This is a genomic window from Gilliamella apicola, assembly GCF_000599985.1.
In the GTDB taxonomy this organism is placed as follows: Bacteria; Pseudomonadota; Gammaproteobacteria; order Enterobacterales; family Orbaceae; genus Gilliamella; species Gilliamella apicola.
This window is the reverse complement of sequence record NZ_CP007445.1, coordinates 296857-319036: the sequence shown is the minus strand read 5'-3', so window position 1 is coordinate 319036 and position 22180 is coordinate 296857. Positions and strand designations below refer to the sequence as shown.

Here is a 22180-nt window from a genome sequence, read left to right as displayed (position 1 = left end):
GTCTGCCTAATAAGCAGACTTTTTAATGATTAATTCATTCAATATTAAACATTAATATTTTTGAATTTCTTTGATAATTATAGAGTTGTTTCTTTTTAATTGGCAGATCATCCACTTCTGCGGGATTAAACCCTTTTTCTCTGAACCAGTGAATACTACGGGTAGTTAATACAAATATTTTTTCTAACCCTAAGTTATTTGCGCTTTCTGTGATCTTTTGAATTAATAAATCACCACGAGACGAATTACGATAGTCAGGATGGATCGCTACACAGGCCATTTCACCCATTTTTTCGTCTAGATAAGGGTAAAGAGCGGCGCAACCAATTGTCATATTATCACGTTCAATAATTGTGAATTTATCTATTTCCATCTCTAATTGTTCACGTGAACGCTTAACTAAAACACCTTGCTCTTCTAATGGTCGGATGAGTTCTAATATGCCACCAATATCGTTAATGGTAGCTGAACGAATCTGTTCTGAGTGCTCCATCGAAACTTGTGTTCCAATACCATCACGAGAAAAGAGTTCTTGTAAAATAGAGCCATTAACTAAATAACTTACCAAATGGCTTCGTCTAACTCCACATCGGCATGCTTTAGAGGCTGCTCGCAAAAAGCGGGCTTCGCTTGATAAATGTTTACCTTGTTGCTCTTTGTTATTTACATAATTATCCGCATCAATAGGGTAAAGGTCGGTAATAACTCGACCATTTTCATCAAGAACACCCTGTTCTGCACAAAAACTGATTAGTTTATCGGCCTTTAAGCGAATGGCAACTTCAGCAGCAACATCTTCAGATGCTAAATTAAAACTTTCGCCTGTTACCGAAACACCTACAGGACCAAGCAGTACAATAGAGCCTCGTTCTAGTTGTTCTTCAATGGCTTCGTTATTTATGCGACGAATTTTACCTGTATGGCAATAATCAACACCGTCATCAACACCCAATGGTTGAGCAATGACAAAATTACCACTGACTACACTAATATGAGCGCCTTGTAATGGTGTATTATTTAAACTCATTGATAAACTTGCGGTTATGTTGAGTTGCAATAGGCCTGTAACTTGCTTGATGATATCTAATGTTGCTGCATCAGTGATACGGGTATTTTTATGATATTTAGGTACAATGTTATGATTTTTTAACGATGCATCAATTTGATTACGTGCACCATTAACAATAACAAGTTTAATACCGAGGCTGTAGAGCAATCCAATATCACTAATAATACTTGAATAATTATCGCTTCTAAGGACCGCTCCAGTAAGTAAAATCACAAATGTTTTACCATGATGTGCATTTATATAAGGTACTGAATGTCTTAAACCTTCAACTAATTCAGTTGTACGCTCTTTCATTTTTATAACCTTTCATGACTGAATATTTATTCATTATTTGTGTATTTTTATGTATTTTTGTTTTAATCGCAAGCAGTTTTTAAAAAATAATTCAGAAAGGTATTTTTACTAATATAATAATAAAGAACTTAAATTATCAATTTGAAATAATTTATTTTTCAAATGTAGTTTATTTAGTGAATATAAAAAAAGAACATACCAATAACTGCATGCCCTTAATATCAGAGTATTTTGTTAAATTAATAATTTAACTTTATCGGCTCTTTTAGGAAAATTTAATATTTTCGGTAATATATTAATACAGCTATCGCTAATAATATCCTTAAATCGGCAATATTTGTATCGCATAACACAAACTTAGATTTGTTGATATCTGACCATTGAAATAAGCTAAATAACGATAAAGGATAACCCGCTAAAAATATACATACAACCTTTTGCAGGTCGAGTTGATTGAAAAACGCCTTCAAATGCAATTGCAAGATAAAAAGATGAATAATAGATTTTTTATAAATTTTAAATAGTTATTTTTCTTATTATTAATGAAAAATACCACTTTATTGAGTGGTATTTATTAAAAGGGTATTAGATTAGTTTTGCAACATATGAAGTATATTACTAAGTATTAGCTCTTCATCTTGTTCAACATTAACGATATGGTGAGCGGCATCATGATATAACGGTAATCGATCTGCCAACACTTTTTCCATTTCATCAACAATAGATAGACCTGTTAATGATGGTCGCTGAGCAACATTAGGATCTTTCATTAAACGTGCAGCTAATGTTGCAGCTGTGGCTGATAAAAAAATGACGGTACCATTTTGTCTCATAAATTTGCGATTGTGATCGGCCAGTACCATTCCTCCACCTGTTGCAATGACTCGATTTGGCTTAGTTGTATCAATTAAAATCTGGCTTTCTCTGGCTCTAAAACCTTCCCAACCTTCTTTTTCAACAATTTCAGCTACTGTTTTTTGAGTAGTCTCAAGCAAATGACAATCGGTATCAATGAAAGAAAACGATAGCTTATTTGCAAGCATTTTTCCCATTGTTGTTTTACCAGCTGCTCTGGCACCTACTAAAAAAATAGTATTATTCATATTGAGTCCTGTCCTTTCGAATTTACAGCTTACAGAATATACCGTCTATGCTAGTGACTCACTCTAAATTTTGCAATATTTTTTTACATAATAGTACATCATTTTAAAAGTTATTGATTTTTATAATATAAGTCAATAAATCCTAGCTCATAACTGTAAATAATATTTTACAAACTTTTTTAAAAATATCTCTTAGCTTAAATGTTGGTTGTATTATATTTTGTTAACACAATTTTTCTAAACCACGAAAATATAGCTCTGTCGCAATAGATTGATGTAATCGCCACTGAATGATATCAAGTTCTGGATTCACTTTTTTGAACTCTTCATAGGTCAAAAAATAGCGAATAGTACTACTACCAACCCGATCATTAATACTATTAATAATAATATTTACTTTATCAGTTCGAAGTTTTTTCAATTCTTGCATTGCTGTAACAACATATTGAGGAACAGGAACAGTACCCTTTTCCCAATTATGCCACGTACTAGCATCAGTTTTACCAATATATTCACTTGCCTCTGATACTTTTAACATAAGAAAGCGGCGATACGCTTGCAGTTCTAGGTTAGTCATAAATACTCCTCCCTATCGTATTTTTACTTATACAGTAATTCTAAATATGACACCGATATCATTTATTTATATAAAGTTAAGAAAGTTAAACATATAGATATCAGCAATACATCTAATTTAAATTAGATGTGTATACTTTTATTTATTAATTATTTTCCTGCTAGAGCATCAATTACAGCTTGTTTTGCCCGTTCAGAAAGATCTTTACCCGTCCAAATCTTAAATTGAGCATTTGCTTGCCCAATAAACATTTCTCGACCTGAAATTGATTCCCAACCTGCTTTTTCAGCCTCTTGTCTAAAGCGAGTGTTATATGGCGTATAAACGATATCATACGCAATACCTTTACCTTTAAACCATGCTTGTTCATAAGGTGTTTGATCTTCAAATTTACCCGTCATACCTAATGGAGTTGAATTAATAATTATTTGTGCTTCTACTTTACTTCGATCTTGCCATGCAACAGTTTTAAGATTGAATTCTTTAGATAACGATTGGGGTAAATCATCAACAATATCAGTTACAGTAATATCGGTATAACCAAGATCTTGTAATCCAACAACAGCTGCTCGTGCAGCACCACCTGCTCCAAGTAATAAAACTTTTTTGTATTCAGCAGGTAAATTTTTTGCTCTAAGAGGCTCCATGAAACCGATAATATCAGTATTGTCACCACAAAGCTTATCGCCATCCCAATAAACTAAATTCGCTGCTCCCGCCTTTTTTACATGCTCAGTTACTTCATCTAAATAAGGAATAATGGTTTGTTTATGTGGGATAGTGACACATAATCCACGTATATTTAATAATCTTACAGATTTAAATAGCGTTGGAATTTCTTCCGGAGGAGTAGGAAATGGAACTAAAACAGCAGGAATACCATAATCTTGAAATGATGTAGTATGAATCAGTGGGCTCATGCTGTGTCCTAAAGGATAACCGATAATACCGTATATGCTATATGGCTGAAACTGGCTCATATAATCTCCTTAAAAGTTGGAAAATAAAAGGAATAAATAAAATCTTAATCCTAATTATTAAAACACATTTATTATAAAATTGAATCATTTTTTCTAAAATTACAGATAAAGTTAACATTTTGTTTTATAAAAATTTGTTTAATATGTAAAAAATAACATCTACTTTATTAAAAGAATATTTTAAACGCAGTTTAACTTTTTTAATTATTCACTATCGCAAGGTAATATTTTTGCCACATCAAAATAGTAAGATAGTCTAAGTGATACCAAATAGCATATTCACTAAGTTTAATTACGATATATTTAATTAGAATATGTTCAATTAGGAAGTGATAAAAATTTTGGGCTGTGGGTAATAAAGATCTATTTTTCATTGTTGCAATAAAAATATCTCCTTTTGATAACTTTTATTTATGCGAACAAGAGTAACACTAAACTCTGCAAGAATGAGTACTCTTACTATAATGCCGGTACGATAACTCATCGAAGTCAAACTCGTCACGGCACTTTCTATCTCAATTTGTGTTTTATGTGAACTACATTTATATAAACTTATTTTAAGCTTAAATAAGATAATGCTTGAGAATTTGTGTATAACAGCGTATACTTCGCTACCTCATTATTGTGGGTGTAGTGTGAGAGGTTAGACTGCTTCTCAGATAGAACTGCAGCAAACTAAAAGCCTGACGAGGTTAATTCCATTAACATATTACGCCCAAGGCTTAAGCATAGAAATTTCGGAGAATTATTGACATGTCACGAGTATGCCAAGTAACAGGAAAAGGTCCTTTAGTAGGAAATAATCGTTCTCATGCGATGAATGCTACTAAACGTCGTTTTCTACCAAATCTTCAAACTCACCGTTTCTGGGTTGAGAGCGAAAAACGTTTTGTAAAATTGCGTATATCTGCTAAAGGTATGCGAACTATCGATAAAAAGGGTATTGATGCAGTTTTAGCTGAACTTCGTGCCCGTGGTGAAAAGTACTAATAAGGAAACCATATCATGGCTAAAGGTGTACGCGAAAAAATTAGATTAGTTTCTTCTGCTGGTACAGGTCATTTTTATACCACTAGCAAAAATAAAAGAACTATGCCTGAGAAAATGGAAATCAAAAAATACGATCCCGTTGTTCGTCAGCATGTTATTTATAAAGAAGCTAAAATTAAATAGTTATCTAATAAATAAAAAGCCCAGCAAATGCTGGGTTTTTTTATAATTGTAAGAAATTATTTCCCGCCATCCAAATAAAAAAAATATTTCAATCACATATTTAGCAAAAATATTCCCCCAACTAATAAGCATTACGATTCATAATAGACTATCATTAATCTATTTAAAATAGATTCGGTCAAATTCAGTCAAAATCAAACATGATTTTATATACCGATTTTGACCGTTTTTTTTTGTTTCAGGTAATAATATGTATAAATTTAATTAAATATTGAACCTTTCAATAAGATAAATGTGTCCTTTATCATATTTTATTATTAATGAAACAAAACAAATAACAAAACAGATTCCATACACAAAATGGTAATTTCTAACAAGTTAAACTGACAAGGCAGTTAAGGAGATATTATGTTAATAATAGAACGGCAACAAATGATCATTCAATTACTAAGTCAACACACTAGTTTGACTGTAAATGAGATGGCAAAACTATGTTCCGTATCTAAAGAAACACTACGCAGAGATTTGAGAACTTTAGAGAAAAAGGGCTTGATTCGTCGCAGCCATGGAGGCGCAGTACTAGCCTCAACTATCTCTAGTGATCCTATAGTGCCTTCCATATTAAATAATAATCGCTCATTCCGCCAACGAATTTTGGTTAATACAGATGTAAAAACCCGCATTGCCCGAAAAGCACTACAATTTGTAAATAATGCAGACCGTATCGCTTTAGACAGTAGTTCATCTTGCTGGTTTTTAGCTAGACAACTTCCAAATGTTGATATGACTGTCATCACTCATTCAATAAATGTTGTTCAGACATTAGCCGCAAAAAGTCAAATTCAAATTTTTGTTTTAGGCGGTGCTTATTTTGCCAAAAATGAAGATATGGTTGGGTCATTAACCGAAAAGATGTTGGCCGAATTTACTATAGATACATTATTTATTTCTTGCGATGGACTAGATTTTGATAATGGTTTAAGTGACAACAATGAATATCATGCTCATTTGAAAAAACAGATGATATTAACAGCAAGAAAAATCATTGTATTAGCTGATTCAACCAAATTTAATCAAAATGCCTTTGCTAAAATATGTAACTTAGGCGATATTGACGTTCTAATTACCGATAAAAATATCGATAAATTACTACAAAAAGAAATGGATTGGCACAGTGTAGAGGTTGTATTAGCTTAATTAAATATCTCTTCTTAACTAGATAATTACGATGGTTCTAGTAATAAGGAGAATAATTATGCAGTATAAAATTTCCCCATCACTGATGTGTATGGATTTAATTAATATAAAAGAGCAATTAACATTTTTTAATCATCATGCTGACTTTTTGCATGTTGATATCATGGATGGTCATTTTGTTAAAAATATCACACTCTCAGCTTTCTTCATTGAACAAATAAAACCTCACACGTCCATACCAATAGATGTCCATTTAATGGTAGAACACCCTACGGATTTTATTGATCAAATGGCAAATGCTGGTGCTGATTTTATCTGTCCTCATGCAGAAACAATTAATACTAATGCTTTTAGGGTGATTAATCATATTCATCAATTAAATAAAAAAGCGGGAGTTGTCATAAATCCAGCAACACCTATTGAGTACATATCAGAATATATTCATCTACTTGATAAAATTACCATAATGACCGTTGATCCAGGCTATGCTGGTCAACCATTTATTCCAGAAATGCAACAAAAAATTAAAAAACTTTCTGAATTGAAAAAACATAATAATTTTAAATTTCTAATTGAGGTTGATGGTTCTTGTAATGCAAATACTTATCATCAACTGCTCTCATCAGGAGCTGAAGTATTAATTATGGGAAGCTCAGGACTATTTAAAAAGAATCTCTCTTTAGATGAAGCTTGGAAAAAAATGACGACTGATATCAATAACGCTATTAAAACTATCAAATAGTAAAAGGACAATTAAATGAAAGGAAAAGTTTGTGTTTTCGGATCTTTTAATCTTGATATAACTGCATTTTTAGATCGTTTTCCTATGCCTGGTGAATCATTGGTTGCCAGTTCAAGTAAGATCTCAGCAGGAGGAAAAGGGGCTAATCAAGCGACAGCAGCATTGAAAGCAGGAGCAAATGTTCACTATATAGGAAAAATAGGAGAAGATGATTTTGGTTATTTTGCTCGCCGTCATCTCAAAGAAGTAGGGTTTAATGCTGTAACAATATTAAGTTCAAATGAACGAGCTACAGGCAATGCATTAATTTATGTTGCTGGAAAAAATGCTGAAAATATGATTTCTGTCGATCCTGGTACAAATATGATTGTAACAGAAGAAGAAATTAAAAAATGTGAACCAGCAATAAAATGTGCAGATGTAGTATTAGTCCAACTTGAGAATAATCTCTCGGCTATCAATCAAGTAATTGATATTGCTAATAATAGCAATGCATTTACTATTTTAAATCCAGCACCATTTCAACCTGTTAGTGATAAGTTATTATCAAAAGTTGATTTGTTAACCCCCAATGAAACAGAAGCTTATCTTCTTACAGGTCAAAAAATCACTGATAAAGAAAGTGCAGAATATGCTGCTGATTATCTACACCAAAAAGGTGTTAAGAAAATTATCATCACTATGGGAGCAAAAGGTTCACTACTTTCAGATCATTCAACCAAAACTTGGATCCCTTGCTTTCCAGCAAATCCTGTTGATACAACTGGTGCTGGAGATGCTTTCAACGGAGCCTTAGCTGCTCAAATTGCTAATGGACAAAATATTAAACAAGCTGCGTTATTTAGTTCTGCTTTTGCAGCCGTGAGTGTCGAATATATTGGAGCGGCATGTATGACTACCTATCAGCAGGCAATTGAACGTATGAACAAATTTAGTAGTAATTAATAAATTATTACTAATTATTTTTAGATATTAAGGTTTTATTATGAATACGACTAATAAATCATCTACTTTAGATAGTAGTGCTTATTTAACAAAAACGCCATGGGCAAAATTTATTCTAGTATGTTGTTTATTTGCACTCTGGGGAATGGCTGTTAATTTAAATGATATTTTAATTGCACAGTTTAAAAAAGGGTTTGATCTCACTGATACACAAACTGCTTTAGTTCAATCAGTATTTTTTTTAGGATACTTTTTTATTGCATTACCAGCGGCAGCTATAATTAAAAAATTTTCTTACAAATTAGCAATTGTTATTGGTTTAATGTTATATGCGACTGGATGCTTTTTATTTATACCAGCAGCCTCATCAATGACCTATTATGCATTTCTTGGTTGCTTAGGCATTATCGCTTGTGGTTTGTCATTTCTTGAATCATCTTGTAATACCTATTCAAGCTTGTTAGGTCCCATAGAAACATCAACACAAAGAATTAATTTCTCACAAATTTTTAATTCCGTTGGAGTTATATTAGGTGTTCTAATCGGTCAACAATTAGTATTTGGTAAAAATGATCCTAGCCATGCTGAATTATTGCAAATGACACCCGACGCAGCAGATGCGGCAAGGCATCAAATGGTTGGGCAAGTAGTTACACCCTATTTAATAATCGGTTCAATATTAGTTTTAATTGCATTGATATTTATTTTTGTCAAATTTCCAGCATGTAAGGCTAGTTCGATTGAAAATCAAGAAAATGAAAATTTAATCCATTCGTTAAAACGACTTTTTGCTATTCCTCGTTTTACTTTAGGTATCATTTCTCAATTTTTATATGTCGGTGCTCAAGTTGGTGTCTGGAGTTTTACTATACGTTTTGTCCAACAAGTTGAAACGGGCACATCTGAACATAATGCTACTTATTGGTTACTTATTTCTCTACTTTTCTATGCATTAGGGAAAGTTGTATCTACATTTTTAATGAAAAAAATAAGTCCTGCTAAATTATTGAGTATCTTTGCTATTCTGGCAGTTATCTTGTTAGCAATAGCAATAATGAGCTCTGGGATCATCGCCATTGCAACATTAACTACCATTAGTTTTTGTATGGCTCCTGGATGGCCAACTAATTTCGGATTAACAATTAAAGGAATGGGTAAAGATACTCAAACTGCAGGATCGATTGTCGTTATGTCAATTATTGGTGGTGCAGTTATTCCACTAATTATGGGAATTATTTCTGATGTAAATCAAGGAAACATGCAAATAGCATTTACCGCACCTCTATGCTGTTTTATCTACGTTGCATTTTATGGTTACTATTGTTCGAAAAAAGGTATCTAATATGAATAATTTAATTACAGGTATTGCCCATTTGGGTTTAAAAGTTAGTGACATTGATAAATCATCATCTTTTTATCAAACGTTAGGTTTTACAGTTACAGAAAAATTTTCCAAAAAAGTTCAAAATGGTGAAGTGCACGTAGAATTTTTAAGTTCCCCAAAGCTTACATTGGAACTGTATCAATTACCGGATAATACTTATACCGATTTAACTCAAACTCACAATGGTATTGAACATTTTGCACTAGAAGTTAATGATATTGACGGGATGCTTAATAAGATAAAAGAGCTTGGTTACGAGATCAATGAGGGGCCTATTTATGAGAAAAGGGAGCGTTGTGAAGTAAGCTTTTTTCTTATTAGTGGTCCTGATGGAGAAAGAATTGAATTTGATATGACAAAATATTTCTAATAATTATAAAAATAAGTAATTAAAAAACAAGTTATAAAACTACCTGTCATTACAGGTAGTTTTTTATTTTATAATATAATAATCACAGCATTAGTTAACAACAGAATTATTTCAAATATTGTTGTTCGTAGACTTTTGCTTTTTTATCATCAAAAACATGTTCCCAACGAGCAATAACAATCGCTGCTAATGCATTACCAACAACATTAACAACAGTTCTACCCATATCTAAAATACGTTCTACACCCATAATATAACCAATACCTTCAAGTGGAATACCTACACTTCCAAGGGTTGCAGATAAAACAAGGATTGAAGCACCTGGCACACCCGCTATACCTTTAGAGGCAATCATCAATGTTATAACAATAATAATTTGATCTAAAATGGTTAAATCTATATTGAATAGCTGAGCCAAAAAGATAACTGTAATACTTTGATAAAGTGTTGAACCATCAAGATTGAATGAGTAACCGGTTGGAATAACAAAGCTTGTGATCGCTTTTGGAGCACCGTATGCTTCCATCTTTTCAATAATTTTTGGTAATGCAGTTTCAGAACTGGCGGTTGAAAATGCTATCACTAATTCTTCTTTCAATATTTTTAGTAGGGTAAAAATATTAAATTTACAAAGTTTACATACACCTCCTAATACCACCAATGTGAAAATAATCATCGCTGAATAAACAGTCAAAATTAATTTAAACAATGGCAGAAGAGATGCAAATCCATATTTAGCAACTGTTACAGTAATCAGTGCGAAAACACCAATTGGTGCGTAACGCATAATCATATTAGTTACTTTAAACATGGTGTCAGATACAACTTTTAAGAAAAAGACAAATGGTTCGCGTTGTTTGTCTGGTAAAGACATTAGACCTAAACCAAAAAAGACACAGAAGAAGATAACAGGTAAAACAGCGCCATCAGTCATAGCTTTGAAGATATTAGCTGGGATCATATCTAATATCATAACAATTAAGCCATGAGGTTTTCCGCTCAATTCTTCTGCGGCTTTAGTATACTTACTGATATCAGTAGTTGCTAAGGTTGCAGAATCAATTCCCGCTCCTGGCGCAAAAATATTTCCCCAGAAAAGCCCTAATAAGATAGCAATCGTTGTAATAATTTCAAAATAGAGAATTGTTTTAAAACCCAATGTTCCTAATCTTTTTGAACCACCAATACCTGCAATACCTAAAGTTAGCGTACTGAGTATAATAGGTAATACAATCATTTTAATTAAACGAATAAAGATATCACCGGCTGGTTGAAAAATATTAACTATCGAAAATTGATAATATGAATGTAAAGGATGGCTTGGGACAGAAAGTTCAAATAAATAAGCGCCCACCGCTACACCTAGTATCAAAGCAATTAAAATTTGCCACGCAAGATTTGTTAAGATTTTCTTTATTAAAAATGACATTTAATACTATTCCTTTTCTGGGTTTTATAAATGAAAAAGGATTAGTTATAACTAATCCTTTTTGATAATTAAAAATTATTCTTCGGACTCCAGAGCTAAATTCTGCCCTTCCTCTCCTTGAGAAAGATCGGACTCATTTTCTTCATCCTCTGTTTCAGCTATTCTCTGTAATCCGACAACTTTTTCGTTATCTGCTGTACGAATAAGCATAACACCTTGTGTATTTCGACCGACGATACTTACTTCAGAAACACGTGTACGTACAAGTGTTCCTGCATCCGTGATTAACATGATTTGATCAGTTTCATCAACTTGAACAGCACCAACGACTTTACCATTTCTTTCACTCACTTTGATCGAAATAACACCTTTTGTCGCTCGTGATTTGGTTGGGTATAACTCTTGTTGTGTACGTTTACCATAACCGTTTTGCGTTGCGGTTAAGATCGCGCCATCTCCTCGTGGAACAATCAGTGATACAACTTTATCATCGCCTTCTAATTTGATACCTCGTACACCTGTCGCAGTTCGTCCCATGCTGCGAACTTTATTGGCTGGGAAGCGAACCACTTTACCATTAGCAGAGAACAACATAATATCTTCTGTATTAGAGATTTGAGAGACCTCTTCATCATTATCAGTCTCATCAATAATTACATCATCATTGAGTTCATCATCAACAGTTTCAGACGTTTCATTACTTGTTAGATCAACGCCGATTAACTCATCATCATCACGTAAATTAATTGCGATAATACCACCAGTTCTTGGGCGACTAAATTCAATTAATGAAGTTTTCTTAACGGTACCCTGTGCTGTTGCCATAAATACACAGTGTTCATCGTCAAATTCTCGAACTGGTAGAATCGCAGTAATACGTTCACCTGCTTCAAGTGGTAATAAATTAATAATTGGACGACCTCGTGAACCTCGACTTGCTTCAGGGAGCTGATAAACTTTCATCCAATATAAACGACCACGGCTTGAGAAACAAAGAATGGTATCATGGGTATTAGCTACAAGTAATTTTTCGACAAAATCTTCTTCTTTGATTTTAGTTGCAGATTTACCTTTGCCACCTCGACGTTGAGCTTCGTAATCAGATAAAGGCTGATATTTTACATAGCCTTGGTGTGAAAGAGTTACAACAACATCTTCTTGAGCAATAAGATCCTCAATATTAATATCAGCACTGCTTGCTGTAATTTCAGTTCTTCTTGCATCTTGGAATTGATCACGAACCGCTTCAAGCTCTTCACGAATCACTTCCATTAAACGTTCTGGACTTGCTAAAATATGTAGTAACTCACCAATTTGAATCAGTAATTGTTTATACTCATCCAAAATCTTTTCATGTTCTAGACCCGTTAAACGATGTAAACGAAGATCTAAAATAGCCTGGGCTTGTGCTTCTGATAGGTAATAATAACCATCGCGAATACCAAATTCTGGCGCTAAATCTTCTGGTCGAGCCGCATCGTTACCCGCTTTTTCGAGCATTGCTGCTACATTACCAAGCTGCCAAGCTTGAGATAATAATTTATTTTTAGCTTCAACCGGTGTTGAGGCTGCGCGAATTAATTCAATAATAGGATCAATGTTGGCAAGCGCAATAGCTAACCCTTCTAATACATGGGCTCTTTCGCGAGCTTTACGTAATTCATAGATAGTTCTACGAGTTACCACTTCACGTCGATGAAGCACAAATGCTTCAATCATATCACGTAAATTTAGAAGTTTAGGTTGCCCTTTATGTAAGGCTACCATATTGATACCAAATGAGACTTGCAATTGAGTTAATGAAAATAAGTTATTTAATACAACCTCACCGACAGCATCTCGCTTAATTTCAATAACAATACGCATCCCATCTTTGTCTGATTCATCGCGTAATGCCGAGATACCTTCAACTTTTTTGTCTTTAACTAATTCTGCTATTTTCTCAATCAGTTTTTTCTTGTTAACTTGATATGGAATTTCATTAACAATAATTGTTTCACGTCCACTATGATCATCAACTTCAATAGTTGCTTTAGAACGAATATAGATAATACCACGCCCTGTTCGGTAGGCATTTTCAATACCCTTTCGACCATTAATTAAAGCAGCAGTTGGAAAGTCAGGACCATGGATATGTTCCATTAAACCATCGACTGAAATATTTTCATCTTCAATAAAAGCAAGGCAACCATTAATGACTTCAGACAGATTATGAGGAGGAATATTAGTTGCCATACCAACCGCAATACCTGAAGAGCCATTTATTAGTAGATTGGGAATACGCGTTGGCAATACATCAGGAATCATTTCTGATCCGTCATAGTTTGGCGAGAAATCAACCGTTTCTTTATCAAGATCGGTCAATAACGCTCCCGCAAACTTTTGCATACGTATTTCAGTGTAACGCATTGCCGCAGCCGAGTCACCATCAACAGAACCAAAGTTTCCTTGACCATCAACTAACATATAACGTAACGAAAATGGCTGTGCCATACGCACGATCGTGTCATAAACAGCAGAGTCACCATGTGGATGGTATTTACCAATAACATCCCCAACAACACGAGCAGATTTTCGATAAGGTTTATTCCAATCGTATCCTGCTTCATGCATGGCAAAAAGGACCCTTCTATGGACCGGTTTTAAGCCATCGCGTACATCAGGTAAAGCACGCCCAACAATGACAGACATTGCATAATCAAGATAAGAGGATTTTAGCTCATCTTCAATATTAACGGGGGTTATTTCTTTGGCTAGTTCGGTCATAACACCATGTTCTCTTATTAAATTAGGTCATCAAAATAGCTTGTAATTATAGCATAAAATTCGTTATTAATGCAGGACTATACTGTTTTTATTTCAACTTATTCATGTTGAATAAACAAAGTATTTTCAATTAATTGGCATAAGCAATTTAAAATCATAGCATGCATTTCGTATGCCATTACTTTTTTATAAGATGGAACTCTTATTTCAATATCATTTTGACCAAGCAAACCGATAACTTCACCACCATCAAAGGCAGTTAAAGCGACAATTTTCATGTCTTTGATCACTGCTTCTTGAACTGCACGAATAATCGAACGGCTGTTACCTTGGCAAGTCAACACTATTAAAATATCACCGCGCTGACCTAAAGCTTGTATTTGGCGAGCATAGATTTCTTCATGATTGGCAATTGCACTTAATAATACATTATCAGATACCAAAGCTATAGCAGGTATACTGGGTCTTTCTATATTGATACTGGTAATTAATCGAGAAGTAAAACTTTGTACATTTGCAGCAGATGAGCCATTACCACAGCTCATAATTTTATTACCATTAAGTAAACCTTGAACAATAATGCTTGCCGCTTTTTCAATTGATGTCCCTAAAGACTCAGCCATTACAATTTGAGTTTGAATACTTTCAGTAAAATAATTTTTTATTAAATCTTGCACGTTTTTCACCTAAAAATTAAAACGCATTAATAATCCATTTTTGGTTTTTGCCCGTAATAGCAAAAATATCAAATCTAAATTCTGTATTATCAATATTCATATTTTCTGATAACATCCATAGTTGTGCCGCTTGCTTAATTTTATTTTGTTTACTTAGTGTTACTGTCATTTCGGCATTTCCATAATTATCATTTTTTCGATAACGTACTTCAACAAAAACTAGACATTGTTTATCACGCATAATCAAATCAATTTCACCTAAACGATATTGACTATTTTGAGCAATGAATGAAAGCCCTTGTTTTAGTAAATATTGGCAAGCGATATCTTCATAATGCTTGCCAATTTTTTTGTTATTCTTCTGAATTAGATTGGGATAATGCATGGATATATTGTTGCCAAGATAGAGCTCGAGTGACTTCGCATTGATCCGTCGTTGATAATTTACCTGTCATCCCATTTAAGAAGTCTGTTTGATAGGAGTTCATTTGATTAAAGCGATTTGCTAGTCTCCAAGCGTCTATCCCCATCGCATATAAACGCAATAACGAATAATTTTTCTTGATATTATTAGGGATGATTTCTAACATTTGATCGGAAGAATTAACAATCATTGGAATTTCAGCGTACTCAGTATGATTCATATCATAATTAAAATCATCTGAAGCATTAGCCACATGACTTTTGGAACTGGTGTAGATCATAAGTGAGGATGAATTACCGACTGATCTGCCAGCTGCCATATCAATCATTGGTTTTATAAGAGTTAGTTCATCGTATGAAGCATAAATATAGACAGCGTCAAAATTGCCTGATTCATCTTCTATGTAATTATTTAAAATAGGAGTTCCAGTGAGCTTTATCCCTACATTACGATTCATACCAGAGCTTAATGTACTTTTATTGCCAAAATATTGTACATAAGCTTGTGAGCCATTAGATGATAATTCTGACCATTTTTTAGCAAAACTTTGAGCTACACGCTGACCGAGATCATTTTGCGGAACCAGCAATAGTGGTTTTACTTTGTTTTGTGCATAAATATGATCTGCTGCATCTTGCGCTTCATCTTCTGGTGATAATGCGAAATAACACATTTTATTTGATGTAGCTGAAGTATTATCCACTTTATTCAATGCTAACACAGGTAAAGAAGGTGCCAATTGTTTAATATTAATCACTTCATCTTTCAATAAAGGACCAACTATCAATTCAACATTTTGCTCCTTAGCTTGCCTTATAAGAGCATCCATATCGGCACTTGTTGTATCAAGTAAAACTACATTTTGTTGTGGCTCTCGTGGGAAAAATTTAATTGCATCAAAATAACCTTGTCGAATAGTATCACCAAAAAGACGTGATGATCCTGTTAGTGGTAATAATAATGCCACTTTTTTAGCATTAGCATCATCAACATTTAATGCTTGTTCACCTGTTAATACAGAAATAATATTTTTTGCTGGATGATCTGGATATTGTAGTAACCAATCTTTTATAGCCTGTTTTAATAATTGACTCTGTTTTTGTACTTTATCTGCAATAATTTCAGGCGTATCATCTTCGTCAGTTTTTAGTTCAATATTATCACTTTTATAAGCATCAACTAAATTAATCCATCCTTGTAACGTTATTTCATCTTCATAAACTAAAATCGTATTAATCTTTTTGGTACTTAATTTATTAAAAAATTTCCATGTATTATTTAATATCTGGTTTTTCTGTTTTCCTGGTGTATATTTTTCTAATTCAACATAATCATGAGCTTGCCCATTAATATCTTTACTTTTTTCATCTAAACTTAATTTGATAGAGTAGTAACGGTATAATTGTGAATTGGTTAACCCATCAGTAGTTAATTGTTTTATATTAAATGGTTTTTTTAATTTTACAGCAATTTCACCTTGCAACAATAATTTTTCATTCTGTTGCTCATCATTAAGATCAGAGGATATTTGAGATAATAAAACTTTTGCTTGAGAAATTTTATTTTCTTTAATTAATGCTTGAATAGCTAATAACTGCCAATTGGTTTTAACATTTCCAGAACTTTCATCGGCTTGAGATAGATAATAACTTGAACTTTTATTTCCATCATAATCAATAAGTTGTGATTGATTACCCGGACATCCAGTTAAAAATGTCAATAATATAGACATTGATATTATATAAAAGAAATTTTTTAAATTCATATCCTACTCTCTTGTTATTTGCTATCCCCAAATTCGTTGCACATGAACAGTAATTTCTTCGCGATCATGATAAAGCTGTTTGGCCTGAATTTGAACATTGATTTGATTATTATTTAATTCATCATTGAGTAATTTTATATTTTGTTTTACTTCTTCATACCGTTTTTTCATTGGTAATTTAAGATTAAAAATGGTTTCTCGACACCAACCATTAATAAGCCATTTGGCTATTAATTGTGTCACCTTGGTTGGCTTTTCAACCATATCACAAACTAACCAATAAATATTATGCTTTTTAGGTGTAAATTTAAAGCCATCTTCACGATAATGTTTAACTTGGCCTGTTTCCATTAGTTTGTCATTCATTGGACCATTATCAATAGCATAAACCATCATACTTCTTTTAACTAGTTGATAAGTCCAACCGCCAGGGCAAGCACCTAAATCAACCGCATTTAAACCACCTTTTAAGCGCTCATCCCATTCTTCATAAGGAATAAAAATATGGAACGCTTCTTCTAATTTTAATGTTGAACGACTTGGTGCATCAGCTGGAAATTTTAATCTAGGGATCCCCATATAAAAAGGTGAATTATTTTGACTTAATGAATAACCAACATAACAACTATTGCTATTTGTAAAAAATAGATGAATAACAGGTTTTTTTGGGTTTTCAACTTTTAATAAAATACGTTTGCTTCGTAGTGCTTGACGAAGTGGAACGGTAAATTTGCGACAAAATCCAGCTAATTCTTTACCTTCATTGGTATCAGCGACTTCCACACGCACATCACCTGCGTTATCTATCAGACCAAATAACGCATTAATTATTGGAGTAATGCGATCATTGGCTGGTAAATCAGTCAATAATTCACCTGATACAAACATCTGTCTAGCAAAAATCAGGGTAGGGAAAGAGAGCTTTTTCATCAATATCGTAGCTTGGCCGTCTTGGTAACATTCAAAAGTGACATAACCACTGTTTTCTATAACTTTGGCAAAACCAAATATTTCTAATTGTGCAGCTCTATCTGTGATTTCTGCAGCACATTCTTTTTCAAATCCACAGCGACAGTACAGAATGATTTTATTTAGTTTTTGCATTTTGTATTTTTACTCTTCAAACAGGCACTATAAAAATATTTGATTTAGTCAGATTGAACATCATTAGTATACAAAGGAGCCTCCCCCTTGGGACGAGTTTTAAATCGTCGGTGTAACCACATGTATTGTTCTGGAGCTTTTAAAATTTCTTGCTCAATTGCTTTATTCATGAAAGTTGCCGCTAATACATCATCATCAATAGGATAACCTTCAAGTGCTGGTGTTACATATACTGTATAATGACCATTTTCCTCACGCTTAGGTGTAAATGGAATAATGGCTGGTTGGCCTAATTTAACCAATATACGCGTACCTATTGTTGTAGCTGCTTTTTCTACTGAAAATAATGGAGCAAATACACTATTTTTAGGTCCATAATCATGATCAGGGGCATACCATAGTAATTCACCATTTTTTAAAGCACGGATCATACCTTTGGTATTATAGCGATCTAACATGTATTTATTAGATTTGAGTCTTCCTTTAAGCTGAACATAATCCATTACCAGATTATCATTTGGTCGATAAACACCTACGCCAGGATGACTCATTCCTAAAATACGCGCTCCTAATTCTAATGTTAGGAAATGAATTCCAATAAGTAAAACGCCTTGACCTGATTGCTGTACATTTTTGATAAATTGGTCACCGTCAATAGATGAATGCTTAGCTAATCTTTTGTCAGACCAAAACCAAGCCATCCCTGTTTCGAAAATAGCCAATCCTGTAGAAATAAAATTTCCACGCAGCATTTGATCACGTTCAAGCTGTGATTTTTCAGGAAAACAAAGTTTAAGATTTTGCCTTGCCGTCTCTTTACGCTTACCAATTAATTTCATTGAGAGCAACCCTAAACTTTTTCCTAATTGATAAATTACTGGATAGGGTAATAAAACGATTAAATATAAGATACCAATACCAAACCACGTTAACCAGTAACGTGGGTGTAATAGGCGTTTAGTAAAGATAGGACGAATTTCCTGATTTTGACTCATATTAAGATTAAGTTATTGTTAATAACAAAGTTGGTTATTATATACTATATCTTGATTTTAAGGGCAGAAAAATAGAAAGATCTTCCTTACATTAATTTATCTAACAAGATATAGTTCAAGTAGATCACAACAATATATAATTAGTTATTGTGATCTTCGTTCTTAAGATTTTTTAAAATTTTATACTCAAACGTAGGCTTTTCCTGAAACTTCTTTACAAGAATTTAAACCGCAACAGGTGCTTTGATTGCAGGGTAAGGATCATAGTCTATAATTTCAAAGTCCTCAAACTCATAATCAAAAATGGTTGGGGGTTTACGTCTAATAACTAGTTTTGGAAGTGCTCTAGGCGTTCGACTTAATTGTAAATGAGTTTGCTCCAGATGGTTTGAATATAAGTGCGTATCACCACCAGTCCAAACAAAATCACCCACATCTAAATTGCATTGCTGAGCAATCATATGAATTAATAACGAATAGCTAGCAATATTAAATGGTAATCCCAAAAACACATCACAAGAACGTTGATAAAGCTGGCAAGAAAGCTTTCCATCAACGACATAAAATTGAAAAAACGCATGACATGGAGCTAACGCCATTTGCTCCAACTCTCCAACATTCCAAGCAGAAATTATTAGGCGCCTTGAATCAGGATCAGTTTTGATTTGTTCGATTAATTGCGATATTTGATCAATATGCCGCCCATCTGGTGCTGTCCATGCTCGCCACTGTTTTCCATAAACAGGACCTAAATCACCATTTTCATTAGCCCATTCATCCCAAATAGTTACTTTATTATCTTTTAAATATTTAATATTTGTATCACCTTTTAAAAACCAAAGTAATTCATGAATAATTGAACGTAAATGGCATTTTTTTGTAGTGACTAATGGAAATCCATCCTGTAGATTAAACCGCATTTGATGACCAAAAATGGATAATGTTCCAGTTCCTGTTCGATCTGACTTAGGCATACCTTCTGCTAATATCTTTTGCATAAGCGCTAAATACTGTTTCATCGTGTTGTCGCCTTTTTGTTAACTCTATATGTATAAAAAAGAAATAAAATACCGACAAAGATCATTGGTAGGCATAAAATTTGCCCCATACTAATGACATTAAAAAATAGTCCTAGTTGCTCATCGGGTTGTCTAAAGAATTCGATTACAAATCGAAATAAACCATAACAAAGTAAAAACAATCCAGATACAGCACCTGTTGGTCTATTTTTACGAATGAACAAATTCAAAATGATAAATAAAACAATTCCTTCAAACATCATTTCATAAAGCTGTGAAGGATGTCTTGGTAAAATGCCATTTAGAGAAGTATAAAGCGATAACCACTCAGGATGTGTTTGTACAAACATAAAATCCGCATGAGAGGAAGTCGGGAATAACATACCAATATGAGATTGAGTCACACGTCCCCAAAGCTCACCATTAATAAAATTACCAAATCGCCCAAACATTAAACCAATAGGTACTAAAGGAGCGACAAAATCAGCCACTTGCATAAAGGTTTTATGATTAATTTTTGCGAAAATAGCAATAACGCAAATTGCACCGATTAGACCACCATGGAAAGACATGCCGCCTTCCCAGACTTTAAATAATGTAACAGGGTCTTGGATAAAAACGTTAAAATTATAAAAAAGGATATAGCCTAATCGTCCACCAATAAAAAGCCCTAAAAAACCCCAGAATAGCAAATTCTCAACTTGTTGTGTTGTCCATTGACTATTAGGTTTATTTGCTCTTCGTTTGGCTAAATAAAGCGCTCCAAGTACGCCAAATAAATACATTGCTCCATACCAATGGAGTGATATTGGACCAAGTGAAAAAGCAATTGGATTAAAATTAGGAAATTGTAAGTATTGATTCATTTTTTAATACACTGTTTATTTTTTCGTTTATGAGCAAAGAAATTAAATCTTTTCTTTTTAGAGACATTTGCTATTGGTACTTCCACTTCGGATTGGATGCTAAATACTGACAATGAAAATTCTTTCATTGCTTTTCGATAAACATCGCGTTTAAAAGCAATAACTTGACGAATCGGATACCAATAACTAACCCACTTCCAATCATCAAATTCAGGAGTTGAAGACTTATTGAGATTAATTACCGATGTATCAGATATCAATTCTAGTAAAAACCATTTCTGTTTTTGACCAATACAAACAGGTTGATTTTCCCAACGTATCATTCGTTTAGGTAATTTATATCGCAACCAACCGTTAGTAACGGATAGAATCTTTACATCTTGAGGTAATAATCCTACTTCTTCGTTTAATTCACGAAACATTGCCTGCTCAGGCGTTTCGTTTAGTTTTATTCCGCCCTGAGGAAACTGCCAAGAATTTTGTCCATAACGACGAGCCCAAAGTACTTGACCATACCTGTTACAAATAACTATTCCTACATTTGGACGGTAGCCATCATTATCAATCACTGACTACCTCAAAAAATTTATTCTTATATGGCTAAATTGTTTCATACATAAAGCAAGAAATAAATAGGAAAATGAATTAATCGAGTAAATATCCCTTCACACAGTTTGTTTTTTAGATAATTTGATAATCGTAATAATATTAATTATGGCGAAAGTTACTTCTATAGCCAGACTTCCTAAAGATCCTATCCATAAACTATAAATAATCCATAAAACACTGCTCATTAGTATAAGTAGCCGCATTTTCTGTTGTTGTAAACGAAATAATGCAATAGTAACTAACGTAGTACCAATAACGGACAAGTAATGTATAAATTGTGTCGGATCTGGAGTAGTAAAAAAATAAAATATCCACATCAAAGCAATAAAAAATAACATCACTAAGATATTTTTTGTGTAATTCGAAGCAATATTTCTAAATATATTGACTACATTAAGAATTGCTGCTGGATAAGACTCTGGACCCAATAAGTAAAAGTGCAAAGTCATAATGACATTAACGATTGTTAACTGCCAACGAAAAACATTATCACGACGTTGTAAAAAAGCACTAATGCCTACAAGATAACCTAAAATACCAATTAACTGAGGTACAGTAGTATATCTATCTATAAAATCTGTACCCATAAATTGATACAAAAAGTTTAGATTATCCATTCTTTACTCCATAGATAACTGGTTCTAAACAACTAGTTAATCACCTATTGATAAACAATTTAGAAAACTGTTTAT

Annotated in this window: 22 protein-coding genes; 7 read left to right on the top strand and 15 right to left on the bottom strand. The window is 33.2% G+C overall.

Annotated features, from left to right (window positions below; translation table 11 throughout):
- Window positions 1-34: 34 nt before the first annotated feature.
- From argA to aroE, 4 genes are all read right to left on the bottom strand, one after another.
- Window positions 35-1363, bottom strand: coding sequence for an amino-acid N-acetyltransferase (gene argA / locus GAPWK_RS01510; RefSeq protein WP_025314531.1), 1329 nt, complete (start codon window positions 1361-1363; stop codon window positions 35-37).
- Between the two features lie 590 nt (window positions 1364-1953).
- Window positions 1954-2466: a shikimate kinase AroL gene (gene aroL, locus GAPWK_RS01505; RefSeq protein WP_025314530.1), complete on the bottom strand. Its 513-nt coding sequence runs from the start codon at window positions 2464-2466 to the stop codon at window positions 1954-1956.
- A gap of 223 nt (window positions 2467-2689) precedes the next feature.
- Entirely contained in the window at window positions 2690-3043 is a 354-nt protein-coding gene (locus GAPWK_RS01500; RefSeq protein ID WP_025314529.1) for an Aca2/YdiL-like domain-containing protein, read from the bottom strand.
- A gap of 149 nt (window positions 3044-3192) precedes the next feature.
- Entirely contained in the window at window positions 3193-4023 is an 831-nt protein-coding gene (aroE, locus tag GAPWK_RS01495; RefSeq protein ID WP_025314528.1) for a shikimate dehydrogenase, read from the bottom strand.
- Window positions 4024-4776: 753 nt separating this feature from the next.
- Here aroE and rpmB point away from each other — a divergent pair.
- From rpmB to GAPWK_RS01460, 7 genes are all read left to right on the top strand, one after another.
- Window positions 4777-5013: a 50S ribosomal protein L28 gene (gene rpmB, locus GAPWK_RS01490; RefSeq protein ID WP_025314527.1), complete on the top strand. Its 237-nt coding sequence runs from the start codon at window positions 4777-4779 to the stop codon at window positions 5011-5013.
- 15 nt (window positions 5014-5028) lie between these two features.
- Window positions 5029-5196 (top strand): 50S ribosomal protein L33, encoded by a 168-nt coding sequence (rpmG, locus tag GAPWK_RS01485; RefSeq protein WP_025314526.1) that lies wholly within the window; start codon window positions 5029-5031, stop codon window positions 5194-5196.
- Window positions 5197-5604: 408 nt separating this feature from the next.
- Complete coding sequence (locus tag GAPWK_RS01480) at window positions 5605-6393, top strand: DeoR/GlpR family DNA-binding transcription regulator (RefSeq protein WP_025314525.1); 789 nt, start codon at window positions 5605-5607, stop codon at window positions 6391-6393.
- Between the two features lie 58 nt (window positions 6394-6451).
- Entirely contained in the window at window positions 6452-7135 is a 684-nt protein-coding gene (gene alsE / locus GAPWK_RS01475; RefSeq protein ID WP_025314524.1) for a D-allulose 6-phosphate 3-epimerase, read from the top strand.
- Between the two features lie 15 nt (window positions 7136-7150).
- Complete coding sequence (locus GAPWK_RS01470) at window positions 7151-8080, top strand: ribokinase (protein WP_025314523.1); 930 nt, start codon at window positions 7151-7153, stop codon at window positions 8078-8080.
- A 40-nt stretch (window positions 8081-8120) separates the two neighbouring features.
- Window positions 8121-9422 carry an L-fucose:H+ symporter permease gene (fucP, locus tag GAPWK_RS01465; protein ID WP_025314522.1) on the top strand — a complete coding sequence of 434 codons (1302 nt, stop codon included), beginning with the start codon at window positions 8121-8123 and terminating at the stop codon, window positions 9420-9422.
- A gap of 1 nt (window position 9423) precedes the next feature.
- On the top strand, window positions 9424-9834 hold the full coding sequence (locus tag GAPWK_RS01460) for a VOC family protein (protein WP_025314521.1): 411 nt from the start codon (window positions 9424-9426) through the stop codon (window positions 9832-9834).
- A 106-nt stretch (window positions 9835-9940) separates the two neighbouring features.
- On the opposite strand, the gene gltP is transcribed toward GAPWK_RS01460, so the two are convergent.
- From gltP to GAPWK_RS01405, 11 genes are all read right to left on the bottom strand, one after another.
- A complete protein-coding gene (gltP, locus tag GAPWK_RS01455; RefSeq protein WP_025314520.1) occupies window positions 9941-11251 on the bottom strand; it encodes a glutamate/aspartate:proton symporter GltP in 1311 nt (436 codons plus the stop codon).
- An 87-nt stretch (window positions 11252-11338) separates the two neighbouring features.
- Window positions 11339-14029, bottom strand: coding sequence for a DNA topoisomerase (ATP-hydrolyzing) subunit A (gyrA, locus tag GAPWK_RS01450; protein WP_025314519.1), 2691 nt, complete (start codon window positions 14027-14029; stop codon window positions 11339-11341).
- Window positions 14030-14127: 98 nt separating this feature from the next.
- Window positions 14128-14706 carry an SIS domain-containing protein gene (locus GAPWK_RS01445; RefSeq protein WP_025314518.1) on the bottom strand — a complete coding sequence of 193 codons (579 nt, stop codon included), beginning with the start codon at window positions 14704-14706 and terminating at the stop codon, window positions 14128-14130.
- A gap of 16 nt (window positions 14707-14722) precedes the next feature.
- Entirely contained in the window at window positions 14723-15091 is a 369-nt protein-coding gene (locus GAPWK_RS01440) for a YraN family protein (protein WP_038517021.1), read from the bottom strand.
- On the bottom strand, window positions 15060-16862 hold the full coding sequence (locus GAPWK_RS01435) for a penicillin-binding protein activator (protein WP_025314517.1): 1803 nt from the start codon (window positions 16860-16862) through the stop codon (window positions 15060-15062). The genes GAPWK_RS01440 and GAPWK_RS01435 overlap by 32 nt, the downstream gene beginning before the upstream one ends.
- A 54-nt stretch (window positions 16863-16916) precedes the next feature.
- Entirely contained in the window at window positions 16917-17999 is a 1083-nt protein-coding gene (rlmM, locus tag GAPWK_RS01430) for a 23S rRNA (cytidine(2498)-2'-O)-methyltransferase RlmM (protein ID WP_025314516.1), read from the bottom strand.
- Window positions 18000-18043: 44 nt separating this feature from the next.
- Window positions 18044-18994 carry an LpxL/LpxP family Kdo(2)-lipid IV(A) lauroyl/palmitoleoyl acyltransferase gene (gene lpxL, locus GAPWK_RS01425; protein WP_025314515.1) on the bottom strand — a complete coding sequence of 317 codons (951 nt, stop codon included), beginning with the start codon at window positions 18992-18994 and terminating at the stop codon, window positions 18044-18046.
- 224 nt (window positions 18995-19218) lie between these two features.
- Window positions 19219-20013, bottom strand: coding sequence for a thymidylate synthase (thyA, locus tag GAPWK_RS01420; protein WP_025314514.1), 795 nt, complete (start codon window positions 20011-20013; stop codon window positions 19219-19221).
- Window positions 20010-20879 (bottom strand): prolipoprotein diacylglyceryl transferase, encoded by an 870-nt coding sequence (lgt, locus tag GAPWK_RS01415; RefSeq protein WP_025314513.1) that lies wholly within the window; start codon window positions 20877-20879, stop codon window positions 20010-20012. The genes thyA and lgt overlap by 4 nt, the downstream gene beginning before the upstream one ends.
- Window positions 20876-21448, bottom strand: coding sequence for an RNA pyrophosphohydrolase (gene rppH / locus GAPWK_RS01410; protein ID WP_025314512.1), 573 nt, complete (start codon window positions 21446-21448; stop codon window positions 20876-20878). Before rppH ends, lgt begins: the two co-directional genes overlap by 4 nt.
- A gap of 96 nt (window positions 21449-21544) precedes the next feature.
- Window positions 21545-22105 carry a YgjV family protein gene (locus GAPWK_RS01405; RefSeq protein WP_025314511.1) on the bottom strand — a complete coding sequence of 187 codons (561 nt, stop codon included), beginning with the start codon at window positions 22103-22105 and terminating at the stop codon, window positions 21545-21547.
- Window positions 22106-22180: the final 75 nt, after the last annotated feature.

Coding starts and splice junctions, on each gene's coding strand:
- argA (WP_025314531.1), bottom strand. CDS start 1,363: ATGAAAGAGCGTACAACTGAATTAGTTGAAGGTTTAAGACATTCAGTA.
- aroL (WP_025314530.1), bottom strand. CDS start 2,466: ATGAATAATACTATTTTTTTAGTAGGTGCCAGAGCAGCTGGTAAAACA.
- GAPWK_RS01500 (WP_025314529.1), bottom strand. CDS start 3,043: ATGACTAACCTAGAACTGCAAGCGTATCGCCGCTTTCTTATGTTAAAA.
- aroE (WP_025314528.1), bottom strand. CDS start 4,023: ATGAGCCAGTTTCAGCCATATAGCATATACGGTATTATCGGTTATCCT.
- rpmB (WP_025314527.1), top strand. CDS start 4,777: ATGTCACGAGTATGCCAAGTAACAGGAAAAGGTCCTTTAGTAGGAAAT.
- rpmG (WP_025314526.1), top strand. CDS start 5,029: ATGGCTAAAGGTGTACGCGAAAAAATTAGATTAGTTTCTTCTGCTGGT.
- GAPWK_RS01480 (WP_025314525.1), top strand. CDS start 5,605: ATGTTAATAATAGAACGGCAACAAATGATCATTCAATTACTAAGTCAA.
- alsE (WP_025314524.1), top strand. CDS start 6,452: ATGCAGTATAAAATTTCCCCATCACTGATGTGTATGGATTTAATTAAT.
- GAPWK_RS01470 (WP_025314523.1), top strand. CDS start 7,151: ATGAAAGGAAAAGTTTGTGTTTTCGGATCTTTTAATCTTGATATAACT.
- fucP (WP_025314522.1), top strand. CDS start 8,121: ATGAATACGACTAATAAATCATCTACTTTAGATAGTAGTGCTTATTTA.
- GAPWK_RS01460 (WP_025314521.1), top strand. CDS start 9,424: ATGAATAATTTAATTACAGGTATTGCCCATTTGGGTTTAAAAGTTAGT.
- gyrA (WP_025314519.1), bottom strand. CDS start 14,029: ATGACCGAACTAGCCAAAGAAATAACCCCCGTTAATATTGAAGATGAG.
- GAPWK_RS01440 (WP_038517021.1), bottom strand. CDS start 15,091: ATGCATTATCCCAATCTAATTCAGAAGAATAACAAAAAAATTGGCAAG.
- GAPWK_RS01435 (WP_025314517.1), bottom strand. CDS start 16,862: ATGTCTATATTATTGACATTTTTAACTGGATGTCCGGGTAATCAATCA.
- rlmM (WP_025314516.1), bottom strand. CDS start 17,999: ATGCAAAAACTAAATAAAATCATTCTGTACTGTCGCTGTGGATTTGAA.
- lpxL (WP_025314515.1), bottom strand. CDS start 18,994: ATGAGTCAAAATCAGGAAATTCGTCCTATCTTTACTAAACGCCTATTA.
- thyA (WP_025314514.1), bottom strand. CDS start 20,013: ATGAAACAGTATTTAGCGCTTATGCAAAAGATATTAGCAGAAGGTATG.
- lgt (WP_025314513.1), bottom strand. CDS start 20,879: ATGAATCAATACTTACAATTTCCTAATTTTAATCCAATTGCTTTTTCA.
- GAPWK_RS01405 (WP_025314511.1), bottom strand. CDS start 22,105: ATGGATAATCTAAACTTTTTGTATCAATTTATGGGTACAGATTTTATA.